At 38.1% G+C, this 12280-nt stretch carries 11 protein-coding genes; 8 read left to right on the top strand and 3 right to left on the bottom strand.

The annotated features are described in order from the left end of the window. Window positions 1–3: 3 nt before the first annotated feature. The 6 genes from L0668_RS09500 (at window position 4) to L0668_RS09475 (ending at window position 7426) form a co-directional block, all read left to right on the top strand. Window positions 4–573 carry a type IV pilus modification PilV family protein gene (locus L0668_RS09500; protein ID WP_235312058.1) on the top strand — a complete coding sequence of 190 codons (570 nt, stop codon included), beginning with the start codon at window positions 4–6 and terminating at the stop codon, window positions 571–573. 226 nt (window positions 574–799) lie between these two features. Then, the gene (locus L0668_RS09495; RefSeq protein ID WP_235312055.1) at window positions 800–1429 is read left to right on the top strand and encodes a prepilin-type N-terminal cleavage/methylation domain-containing protein; all 630 of its coding nucleotides are present in this window, start codon (window positions 800–802) and stop codon (window positions 1427–1429) included. After that, window positions 1426–2283, top strand: coding sequence for a PilW family protein (locus L0668_RS09490; protein ID WP_235312053.1), 858 nt, complete (start codon window positions 1426–1428; stop codon window positions 2281–2283). Before L0668_RS09495 ends, L0668_RS09490 begins: the two co-directional genes overlap by 4 nt. A gap of 35 nt (window positions 2284–2318) precedes the next feature. Beyond that, window positions 2319–2861, top strand: a complete 543-nt coding sequence (locus L0668_RS09485; protein WP_268820280.1) for a pilus assembly PilX family protein — start codon at window positions 2319–2321, stop codon at window positions 2859–2861. A gap of 12 nt (window positions 2862–2873) precedes the next feature. Continuing rightward, complete coding sequence (locus tag L0668_RS09480) at window positions 2874–6953, top strand: PilC/PilY family type IV pilus protein (protein WP_235312049.1); 4080 nt, start codon at window positions 2874–2876, stop codon at window positions 6951–6953. Then, window positions 6953–7426: a type IV pilin protein gene (locus L0668_RS09475; RefSeq protein WP_235312048.1), complete on the top strand. Its 474-nt coding sequence runs from the start codon at window positions 6953–6955 to the stop codon at window positions 7424–7426. Before L0668_RS09480 ends, L0668_RS09475 begins: the two co-directional genes overlap by 1 nt. Window positions 7427–7467: 41 nt before the next feature. Here the strand turns inward: L0668_RS09475 and L0668_RS09470 are convergent, their stop codons facing one another. Then, entirely contained in the window at window positions 7468–7626 is a 159-nt protein-coding gene (locus tag L0668_RS09470) for a DUF3012 domain-containing protein (RefSeq protein WP_235312047.1), read from the bottom strand. A 121-nt stretch (window positions 7627–7747) separates the two neighbouring features. Then, window positions 7748–9394, bottom strand: a complete 1647-nt coding sequence (locus tag L0668_RS09465) for a response regulator (RefSeq protein WP_235312046.1) — start codon at window positions 9392–9394, stop codon at window positions 7748–7750. Window positions 9395–9631: 237 nt separating this feature from the next. Here L0668_RS09465 and L0668_RS09460 point away from each other — a divergent pair, with 237 nt between their 5' ends. Then, window positions 9632–10747, top strand: a complete 1116-nt coding sequence (locus L0668_RS09460; protein ID WP_235312045.1) for a c-type cytochrome — start codon at window positions 9632–9634, stop codon at window positions 10745–10747. Window positions 10748–10838: 91 nt separating this feature from the next. Here the strand turns inward: L0668_RS09460 and hpf are convergent, their stop codons facing one another. Next, window positions 10839–11195 (bottom strand): ribosome hibernation-promoting factor, HPF/YfiA family, encoded by a 357-nt coding sequence (gene hpf / locus L0668_RS09455; RefSeq protein WP_235312044.1) that lies wholly within the window; start codon window positions 11193–11195, stop codon window positions 10839–10841. Window positions 11196–11771: 576 nt separating this feature from the next. Here hpf and L0668_RS09450 point away from each other — a divergent pair. Next, entirely contained in the window at window positions 11772–11987 is a 216-nt protein-coding gene (locus L0668_RS09450; RefSeq protein WP_235312043.1) for a hypothetical protein, read from the top strand. The last annotated feature ends 293 nt before the right edge of the window (window positions 11988–12280 follow it).

The following is a 12280-nucleotide window of genomic DNA, read 5'->3' as shown; positions in this document are numbered from 1 at the left end:
AATATGAATATATCCAAAGGTTTTTCATTAGTAGAAGTGTTGGTTGCCTCCTTGATAATTATGTTGGGAGTGACAGGGTATGTCACTTTACAAGCAGAATATGTGGTAGCAGACAGAAATATTAATTTGCGTAATTTAGCTTTGCAATTAGCTGTAGATAAATTAAATGATTTATCTTTTTACCAGCTACTCATTTCTTTAAACAGTGTTCCTGCTTACAATCAAATAATTAGCGATGGAGGTGGCAGAATTAGTGCTGGTACTAAAAAAATTCAATTATCAAATAATGCTGATTCCCATGACTTTGAATTACATTGGCAAATTACCGACTTATTTTATATTGATAGTAATTTTGACCAAAGTGCTGATTTGTGGGTGACACAAGGACATCCTTTGTTTCCTAAGTTAGCACCTAGTGTTTCAGATCTCAAAAAGGTTGATATTAAAGTTGAATGGTTAGATCTGAATGCCGAGACTCAAGTTATCAATGTTAATAGTTATATTGCACCATTACCTGCTCATAATAGTTATCAAACTTTTTTTAGAGAAAACAGCGTGAATGCAAAACCCTAAATAACCTATTGTATTGATTTTTAAGATATAGTTAGGATATTGGTGAGTATTTTCATTTGTTTTTGTAAGCAAAAAGGAGCAATTCAATTGTAAAAATATATACCTTTATCCACGCCTCAATAACTATTTTTGTATTTTTTTGACTAACATAGACGTAAGTAAAAATATATTTAGTTCACCTTGGTAGACAAGCCAACCGTAAAATATTAAGAGTGTGAGAAAATAAGTGAATAACCAAAGCCCTCAACTATTACGTAAACGCCAACAGGGTATTGGTATGATTGAAGTGTTAGTCACTTTGTTTATATTATCTGTTGGTTTATTAGGTGTAGCCTATTTACAACTCGTTGGGTCTTTTACAAACTCAGAAGCATTAAGTCGTTCACAATCTGTATTGGTTGCACAACAAATTACCGAGCGATTAAGAGCCAATGCTGTGTTTAGTCCAATAGGTGATGGTTTAGTTGTACACAATGATTATTTCACCCCAGGTATTTATAATTTTACTGGATTAAGTTGTACATCTGGTTTGCCTCATACCTGCTATTGTTTAAGCCTGCCGGCCACCATTCCAGATTGCAATACTAACACCTGTTCTGCCGCAGAAATCGCTGCTTTTGATGGATATGAAGCCTCCTGTGCTGCAGTAGCTGCCAATCCAAAAATAAAAATTCAGGTAAGTTGTGCCGATAATAATTTAGCTGATATTCATGCTTGTAGTGTTGGCTCAAAGTTAGATGTCACACTAACTTGGCCTGTTCAGAAATGGCAAGACATCCAACGTACCCTTAATCCTAACTGCAATGTGGGTAAATCTTCCCCCCACGATTGCGTGTCAGTTGAGTTGACCCTATGAAAAAACAACAAGGGTTTACTTTAATAGAGTTAATGATTTCATTAACCATTGGCTTAATTATATCGGCCTCTATTATTCAGGTGATGATTAGTAATAATGCTACTGAACGCTTGAACAGAGCTTTAGCATCTGCTCAAGAAAATGGCCGCTTTATTATATCTCGACTTCGTACAGAATTATTAACTGTAGGTCGTTATGACATTATGGAGCCGAATTTAAATACTGACGTTGACCCTGTAGTAGAAGCTGCATTTGTGCACAATACCCCAATTCCAATACCAGGTGATTTTAGTAATGCTTTAGGCAAAGGCTCAGTTGAGGGCGCTTCGGGTGCCAGTGATATATTAATGGTCTCTATGCAGGGGACTCAGGATTGTCGTGGTTTGACCCTAGGTTATGCGGCTAACGAAGAGTTTTTTGTGGTAAACGAATATTTTTTAGATGGTACTACATTAAAATGTAGAGGCTTTGACGGACGAGTTTTGCGAGGGCAAAAAGTAGCGGTAGGCAACGATTCAGACAATGCTTATACATTATTAGATGATGTGTATAGTTTCCAGGTGCAATATGGTGTAACTGAAGGTTTTGCTACCACAGATAATTCAGCGCGACCTGTGCAATTTTTGACAGCTAATGATCTAGCCGCTGCAAAAGCGGCAGGGCAAGAAGTGGTTGCAATTCGAATTGCTGTATTAGTCAAAGCTGATTCAGATATTGTTATCTCACCCATCCCCAGTTTTAAGTTGTTAAATGAAGCCGCGATTACGCCCTCTGAAAAGCGCTTATTCAAACAGTTTGAAACAACTATCATCCTCAGAAACAGTAAAAATACAATACGAAGTAGAAATATATGACTTTTAATCGACGAGTAAAAAATTCAGGGATGGTTATGGTTTTCGCACTTTTGATATTAATGAGCCTAACAATTTTAGGTGTATCTTCAGTGTCGAGCAGTTTAATGCAAAATAAAATGGCGGGCTCAATGGAAAAACGCTCATTGGCGTTTGACGCAGCAGAATCGGCTATTGGCGCGGTGATGTTTGAATCTGAAGATAAAACATTATTGAGTAATGATGCACTTAATGACCCCTTATCTGACGCTCGTGCAGGCACCCAAATTGATTTGGCCGTACAAGATTTGAGTTGTTTTGAAAACGTTACTTGGACTAATAGAGCCTTGACTAGTGGTGGATTAACTAAAAACACCCAACATTTAGCCACGGGTAATTATAGTGACAAACCTATAGTCAAAAGTTGGTCTCGAACAGCATTTGTTAGAGAACAGTCGTGTGTAGGCTCTAGCAACGTAATTGGTGGCAGTAATATTAGTTGCCATGTATTTATTATTAAAGGTTGTGGGCAGGTGCAAGATAGCAAATATGTAGTGGCGAATAGCCAAAATGCTTCTGTGTTTGCGCCTGCAACACAATAACAGGAGAAGCAAATGAAACTTCTTACCAAATTTAGAATTTTGCTGGCTTTAAGCCTAGGACTAAGTGTCCAGTTGGTTATTGCTGATGACTTGGAAATTTATTTGGGTAATGCCGGAGGTGCGGTTACCTATGATCCCAATGTGCTGTTTATTATGGATACCTCAGGCAGTATGACTGGCAAAGATGGTGGTACTGAAACGCGCATGCTTAGGGTACAAAATGCCCTCAAACAAACCTTAAATTCAGTGACTAATATTAATGCTGGGTTAATGCGTTTTTCTGATTACGGTGGCCCGGTTTTGTATCCAGTTCGACCCATTGATGATTCTGTTTCCCCTGAAATTATTACCTCAATTGAGCAGGGGAGCGATGATGCTTATGAGATTGGATCTAGCGTCAATATTGGTAGTAATGCTATTAAACTGACACAAAATACAGATAAAGTAACGGTTGGACTGCGCTTTCAGGATTTGAATATCCCAAGAGGCGCATTGATAACTCGCGCGTACATTCGATTTAACTCTAATGGATTCAATGCAGGGGCTACCGATTTAACTTTTAGTGGGGAGCTAGTCAGTAACTCTACAACATTTAGCAATACAGCCAACGACATTTCTGGACGAACCAAAACCACTAATAATGTTTTATGGGATACAGACAACGATTGGCCAGTTACTAACGAGACCACCTCATCTCCAGATTTAAGTCCAGTTATTCAAGAAATTGTTGATCAATCTGCTTGGTGTGGTGGCAATGCGCTAAATATTATAGTTGAAGGTGAAGGGGCTTCTGCAGCGAGTGAAAGGTTATCTACGGCATTTGAGCAGGGGACGGGATTAACCCCACAATTGGTTGTGGTTTATGATGAAACGACAGCAAATGGATGTGTAAAAGGTAGTTTAAATTACCAGGTCAGTTCACAAAATAATAATGCAGAAGAGAGATCGGATGGCTACCAGTCTACAGGTAGTGAATTAACCTTTAACGCCAGTGCCAATAAATATATTGGTGTGAGGTTTAGAAAGGTGACTTTACCTCAAGGTGCATCAGTATCAAATGCATATATTGAGTTTACTGCCTATCAAACAAGTTCATCCAATTTTGCCTCTTTTAATATATCTGGTGTGGATCAAGACGACCCAAGTAGTTTCAGAAATTATTCAAGATATTTGCAAAGAAACAAACCTAAAACGGGCTCAGTCCCTTGGACTAACATACCGAGGTGGATTAAGAATTACACCTATCAAACTCCTTCAGTTGCCTCAATCGTTCAATCTATAGTCAATCGAAGTGGATGGGATTCAGGCAACGACATGATGTTTATATTTTCTGATTTTGTAGGGGTGAGGGGCGCTTATACATATAATGGTAAACCCTCGGGAACGGTAAAGTTAGTGATAGAATACGAAGGTGCAGCGACTCCTGGTCAAACTTCTACGGTCAGAGAGCATTTAATTAGTCAGGTGGATTCTTTGGCGGCTAATGGATATACGCCTATTGTGGACACTATGTATGAAGCCGCGAGTTATTTTGGTGGTTTAGATGTAGATTACGGATTACACCGTGGTCAAAGTAATGTAAATTCTACCATTAGAAAAAACACCCGTGTCAGTCACAGGTTATCTTATTTAGGGGCTGATTCGGTATTACCTTCTGGGTGTACAGCGGATAACTTAAGTAGTTCAGATTGTGTGAATGAATATATTCCAACCGGAGCTAAATACATTAGCCCAGTGACAGATAAAGTTTGCCAAACCAATAATCATATTGTGCTTTTGTCTGATGGTGTCGCTAACAACAACCACAGTGTTTCTAAAATTGAATCTTTATTAGGCATCAGTTGTCGCGGATCTGGCGGAGAAAAATGTGGCTTAGATCTGGCAAGAAATATTGGTGATGGTGACGAGTCGGTCATTGATACACGAGTGATGACACATACAATCGGCTTTTCAGCCGGATCTACTGCCAATGCGTTTTTGAATGACTTGGCAATTAATGGTAATGGTGATTTTTATACAGCGGATAATACGGCAGATTTAGTCGATGTATTTTCTTCTATATTGAAAACTGTAAAAGATGTAAATGCGACCTTTGTTTCGCCCGGTGTAGCGGTTAACCAGTTAAACAGACTGACTCATAATGATGAGTTGTATTTTGCCTTGTTTAAACCTGCTGAAGGGACAATTTGGCCTGGTAATGTTAAGAGATACAGGTTAGATGGTTCTGACATTTTAGATAAAAATGACCTCAATGCAGTGGATAGTGTCACTGGATTCTTTAGTGATAGTTCGCATAGTTTTTGGTCTTTATTAGTAGACGGTAATGACGTTAGAAGTGGTGGTACTGCAGGCCAAATGGGACTACCTAGAGATGCCTATGTTATTAGTGGTGCGGGAACCATTATTCAGTCAGCCAATTTATTGCATGAATCAAATACTAACCTCACAATTGCTGATTTAGCCGTGGCATCTGCTGCTGATCCAAGTGCGACAAGAGACACTGTCTTAAAGTGGGCCAGAGGCGTGGATGTTAAGGATGATGATGCAGACGGGTTTGCTAATGACGCTAGACAGGCAATGGGAGATCCGATTCACTCGCAACCTGTTATCGTTAATTATTCTCTAACCGAAAGTGCGGTGTTTGTTGCTACCAACCATGGCTTTTTACACTCATTTGACCCTGACACCGGTGAAGAGAATTTTGCGGTTATTCCAAAGGAATTATTAGCTAACTTATACGATTTGTATAAAGATTCATCCACATTTTCTCATATATATGGGTTAGATGGTGACATGGTGCTTAGAACGGCTGGCGCAAACAAATATTTATATGTGGGTATGCGTAGAGGTGGCAGAAACTATTATGCCTTTGATATAACAAATAAATCCTCGCCAAGTCTGTTGTTCGAAATTAAAGGTGGTGTGGGTGATTTTGCGGATTTAGGCCAAACCTGGTCTAAACCCACAGTGACTAAGATAAGAGTCGGCTCAACCAGTAAAAACGTACTGATATTTGGTGGCGGATATGATGAAGATCAAGATAGTAAGTTGACGCGTAGCGCAGACACTATGGGTAATGCTGTGTTTATTGTGGATGCAGATACGGGTGCCTTAATTTGGTCTGCAAGTAAAACGGGGGCAGACTTAAACTTAACTGATATGCAATACAGTATTCCGGCAAGGATCTCGGTAATTGACCGAGAAAACGATGGCTTTGCCGATCATATGTATGTGGCTGATACTGGTGGCCAGCTATTTAGGTTGGATATTCATAATGGAGAGTCTGTTGGTGACTTAGTAACAGGTGGTTTGTTAGCTGATTTTGGTGGTACGACTGATGCTAATAATAGACGTTTTTATTATGGACCAGATGTGTCGGAAGTGAGCTTAGGTGATGAGCACTATTATGCCGTTGCGGTAGGTTCAGGGTTCCGTGCACATCCGTTAAATACTGTAATTGAAGACCATTTCTATATGGTAAAAGATAAAGGTGTATTTGAGTTCGATGCGAATGGATTTAATACTTTACCAAGCACTAAACTGTCATTAACTGACCTGTATGATGCTACCAATCATCTATTAACGTCATCAAACACCACTACTAAAAATTTAGAAACCTTACAGTTTGCAAGTAAGGAAGGTTGGATGATTAAACTAACCACAGGTGGTGAAAAAGTATTAGCGTCTCCGTTAATTCTAGATTATCAGATAGTGTTTACAACCTACTTGCCTGCGTCGGCAAGCACCAGCTCTTGCGCTCCCCCAACGGGTAACAGTAGAGCTTATCTAGTACAATTAATAAATGGTAATTCGGTTTCTGATTTAAATAATAATAATACTCAAGAACATGTTGATCGTCATGCTCAGTTAAAACAAACAGGTATTGCACCAGATACAAAAATACTGATTGAGGATATAATTAAGCCAATTATATGTTTAGGGACTGAATGTGCCTCAACTGTCATTGAGTTAGATGCAAATGGTAACAAAAAAGCCTGTGGTTCAGAATTTGAATGTTTAGCTGAAAACATTCATAGTAATTTTGAACGAGTACAGAAAAGCAGTTGGAAAACAGAAACAGAGAGACAGTGATGGATAAAGTAAACAGTAAAGTCAATTTACGCGGGTTTTCTTTAGTCGAACTTATGGTGGTTGTTGCTATCGTTGGGGTGTTAACTATGGTGGCATATCCAAGTTATCAAGGCTTCATGGTGAGCAGCAATCGCGCGGCTGCGCAGGCCGATTTAATGAGCTTAGGTGCTGCTATGGAACGTCATAAAGCGGCAGCATTTACCTACGAGGGGGCCGCGCAATCAGCGGCAAATACAGGTACGCCAGCCATTTTTCATGGTCATTCACCTTCAGCTGAGCCTTACGCAAATCGTTCTTATAATTTATTAATAACGGTTGCAACAGGCACTAGTTATGTTGTTGAAGCTCGACCATTATCCAGTAGTGTGCAAGCTGGAGATGGTAGTGTTTATTTATACGGAGATGGTCGACGAGCTTGGGATGCTAATAATAGTGGTAGCATAGGTAATGATGAATTTTGTTGGAAGTGTTAGGTGAAATAAGTCATTTCACCTAACTTGTTAAGCTTATATTTTTAAAAAATACAGTGCTTGGCAAAGTCCTTAGCTTCGGTGGCTGTCCAGTCACCTTTAGGTTTTTCTTTCATTTGAGCACACCACTCTGGACTTCCGATCTCTGGAGCACAGCTCACTAATAAAAAACTCATTAACACTAGAGCGACTAATTTTTTCATTGTAATTCCTAACACAGCATAATTATTCGAAGGTGATAATCCTACCTTAATCTTATGCATAAATGCCAATGTGTTGCCTGGCTTTATTTAAACTCAGTAATAAAGTCATTTATTCGATGAGTTATTCTTGAAACAAGCCTGTTCCTTTCAAAGATTTTTTATATGCGATAAAGTTTTTTAACTGGTTTTCTTTTAGCTTCTCGTTTTCTAACATGTGTAAACAATTTTTCGCTTGCTCTTCTTCCTCAGCCTTCAAGTTTATATCTTCTGCTAGTTTGACTAAAACTTTCAATAAGCTTAAGGCAATGTTCGGATTTGTAGGAGTCAGCTGAAAGGCTTGACATAACAAGTTGTAGGCCGGTCTAAAGCGTTTGTTTTTGTAATGAGCGGAAGCCATTTCGCCTAATTCTTTGGGTGTATACCTTACACTTTGACGTTCTTTAGACTCTTGCTCGAGGTATTCTGAGAGTACTTTTCCAGTGAAAGAATCATGGTGAAAGTCAGACTTTAATTGATCTAATAAAGACATGGACTGTTCCCATAATCCTACTTCATGGAAAGCTTTTATCTTATCTAAATTATTTTCAAAATCAGGCCCAATTTTAACTTTTACATTGTTTGTCATTAAGTCTTCAGCATCTTTTTTGTTATTTCTCAGATTAAGAATACGGGCTTGAATGACATTAAGTTGGTCCGTAAGATCACTAGCTGAACTATGTTCTTTTAGTAAACGCTCAATGGTTTTTTCGGTTGACGTTAATAGTTTTCCGGCTTCAGCGTCAGACATAGTGGAGGCTAAATCCAGAGATGAGCGGATCACATTAACTGTTAAATCAGGGGAGTCGTGGATTGAATTTTTGGCATATTTTGCCATATTTCTGGTAGCAACATACTGCCCCATTCTGTCATGATTAAGTCTGGCTAAATTCCATGATTTTTTATTTCTTTCTAAACTTCTAGGGGCAAGTTTTGTCGCTTCTTGGATTATCTCGTAACCTATTTGATATTCTTCTTTATCAATATGGTATTCGGCTAATAAATCATAAGTGGCAAAACGAGTATCATCTCGTTCAAGCAAAATTTTAGCTAACTTATTGGCTTCTTCTATCTTACCTAATTTTAATAAAGTCGCGGCTAGCCCAACTTGTACCCAAGCATAATCGTATTCTTTAGTTAATTTTAAATAAAAGTCATAGGCTTCTTGGTATTCAGCTAAATTAAATAAACTACGGCCAATGAGGCGATTAATGTGCGGAAAATAGAGGGCTAAACTCTCGTCTTGTAATTGTCGTTCTGCATAATAAATAGCCGTAGGATATTCAGCTTGATCAAAACAATACCGTAATGCGTAGAGCTTCTTTTCGATTAACAAAATTTGTTGAACACGTTTCTTAACTTTTGAGCTATCTAATGGTTTTACCCAAAAGTCTGTTGGTTCCATTTCTACAACGCAATTGACTAATCCTTGAGTGGTATCAGCACTTAAAAACACTACGCAGGTTGTTTTGGTAATATGACCTTTGAACTTCAATTCTTCTAATAAATTAAATCCATCTTTGTCACTTCGAACATCGAAAGCTATAAGTATCATATCGAAGTCAGTTTCTTCACATAGACGAATTGCGGCATAGGCATCGTGGGCACTTTGAACTTGTTGAATACCAGCATCTAATAAAGCAGATTTAACTAAAGTATGTACTAACGATTGACCATCTATGATCAGAACTTCTAATAGCGCTGAAGGTTTTTGTTGCGGAATTTTGATCAAACTTAGTCCTTTATAATACAAATCAACGATTTATATGCGAAATTATAATTTATTCCTGTATTGACCAATTGTCTAGTTTTTATGAAGAGTGAATAAAAAATTTTGTCTATAAGTAATAATCATTGAATAAAAAGTTACCAGTATCTATGTCACTCGCTACTTGATTGCTTACAATGATAAAAATCAAATTAATTATGTGGCTATACTGGAGCAACCAACCAACAAGGAAAGCGGGTAATGAAAATATTCTTAATAAGTATTTTAATGATGCTTGTGTGCAGTTTATATACTGCCAATAGTGTGGCTCAACGTGTATACGAAAAACAGCAGCCTCCCCGAAAGTTAAGCGACGAGCAAACAATTCGAGCGGCTTCGAACTATAAAAAATATTGTATTTTATGCCATGGAGAAAATCGACAAGGACATGTAAATGATCATGCTCCATCGTTACGTAGTAAAAGTTTATTTGAATCTGGTGTACCTCATTCTATCTTACGGCCTATTTCTTATGGTAGAGACGGCACTGCCATGGGTGGTTATCTAGACGAAGTAGGTGGGCCGATGACGTTGGATGAGGTGTGGGATCTAACCTATTGGTTGTTTTGGCAATCTGGAGCTGAGCGCAAAAAATTAACGGAGTCAGCCGTCATCGGAGATATAGTGCGCGGAGAAGTGGTATATCAACAAAACTGTGCGAGTTGTCATGGTAAAAATGGCGAGGGAGTGAATGCGCCTGCATTAGGCAATCAATCTGCATTAGCCCACAATAAAGATGAATTTATTCGATATGCTATTGAGCACGGTCGACAAGACACGCCTATGGTCGCTTTTTCAGGAATGTTATCAGAACAAGATATCGACAATGTCACCGCTTTCATTCGCAGCAAGGCCAGTGGTTGGACATTAACTAAGCCAGTACTTAGAGAAATACCTAGCCCAGACGAATATGTGATTAATCCACAAAACTCATCACCTAACTTTATGCTCACGGAAGATAAATTTGTGTCGTCCAAGCAATTATATGCTGCGTTAAAAGCCAAGAACAAAATGGTGTTACTGGATACACGTGTTACATCTGTGTGGCAGCGTGCGCACATAGAGGGAGCTATCCCATTCCCTTATTACAAAGACTTGGAAGATAAAGTGACTGCATTACCCAAAGATGTACAAATTGTAGCGTATTGTTCATGCCCGCGTGCTGCTGCGGTGCATGTTATCGAAAAATTAGCTAAATTGGGTTATACAAAAACAGCGGTTTTGTATGAGGGGATTTTTGGTTGGATGAACATGGGCTATCCAGTTACCCGAGCAGAAAACGTGGCAGTTGAAAGCTCTGATGAAGCAGCCCATTAGTTGAACATTACTTATGTAATTTGAAAATGTGGGTTTGGGTTACAAAAAAAGCGAGTGAAAACTCGCTTTTGTTTTTAAAAATTAATGGTATTTAATTAAGCTCCATACCTTGAATAATATCTACGGCAATTTCTGGTGCATCTGTTACCGGTTTCTTGTGTAAATCCCCCTTAACTTGTCCTTTACGATGACTCAAGGCAGCATCCAACTTTTTAGCTGCTTTAGCAATGGCGGGGTACATGACTTTATCATTACCAGAGGTGGCAATTCGGGTATTTTCATAATTGGTAACGAGTTCAACTTGAAACTCACCATGTTCTTTGGTGATGATGCTGTCGATGGAAATAAGAGAAGGAAAGTGACTAGCAAGTTTTGCTAATTTTTGCTCTACATGTTCTTTAACGCCGTTGCTGATTTCTACATGGTGACCGGAAATATTTACTTTCATAGGTATTCCTTTTTCAATTAACGTTTTTACTTGTTGTTCAACATAGACTTTGGGACGATCTAAAAAGATTAAACCCCCAAATTGAATTTAGTTTTATTTTCCTTATAAGTTAGAACCAGATTATTCATATTAGTCTTACAAAATTAAATAATCCATAGGTTTTAAATCTGCAAATGCTTTAAGCCTAAATATTGAAATTAAATTTCCCCTTGACTAATACCATTCCATCTTAATATGCATCACTCAGCGAGAGTTTAAAAGAGCTTAAACAAGGCGCATGATTGACAGCTCTTTATTAAAAGACAGCTAGTGCTCTTTCAAACTCATGCAACGCAGTGTAAGCTCTTTTAAAACTCGCCTGAAAGGAGTTCCCCAGCGAGTTTTGCGCTTATCTTTTTAAAAAGAGCTGGTTCTCACTATTTAAAAGGGAACAACCATTACTGTATAGCGACGCCTCAATCAAAATCCGCTGGATGCACTCTGAGTGATCACATATTAAGATGGAATGGTATAAAGGCTAAAATTGCACAAACTGCAGCCCTTAAACAACTAGCATCAAAATTAAGAACCTCAAATATGCAAACAGAAATTCGATATCAATTTACCTCAGCGCAAGTGGCTAACCGGTTTTTAAATGAGTTAAAACACTGGCCTGTGGCTGAGGTAAAAGCAAAATTATTCAATGGCTCTGAGTCAGTAAAAATAACCTATGAGTTTGATGGCAAGGGTTTTGATTATACTTGTTCTGAATTAGACGATTTGGCCAGCCAATACAATGGTGAAGAAGCGTAAACACTGTCTCATATTCTTTTATTAAAATTAGCATTACGATACTGTTGTTTTCGTTATTAAATTTTTATCCGCTCGCTAACGTCTTTTCAATAAAAACATCGTTTGAGATTTTCATTAAATATTAAACCCTTGTAAAAAAAATGACGGCTTTTTAATCGTCGAATTTCAAATTCCTTCTAAAGATATGTTTTTTGTATATTGTAATACAAAATAATAAATGTATTATGTGTAATGTATGTTAATTATAAGTTAATTAGTTAGCTACATTGTTAGGTTTATGCTTTTTATTACAC

The sequence above is a fragment of the Paraglaciecola algarum genome, from assembly GCF_021532655.1.
In the GTDB taxonomy this organism is placed as follows: Bacteria; Pseudomonadota; Gammaproteobacteria; order Enterobacterales; family Alteromonadaceae; genus Paraglaciecola; species Paraglaciecola algarum.
Note: the sequence above shows the minus strand (reverse complement) of the source record. Positions and strands in the feature narration are given on the sequence as shown.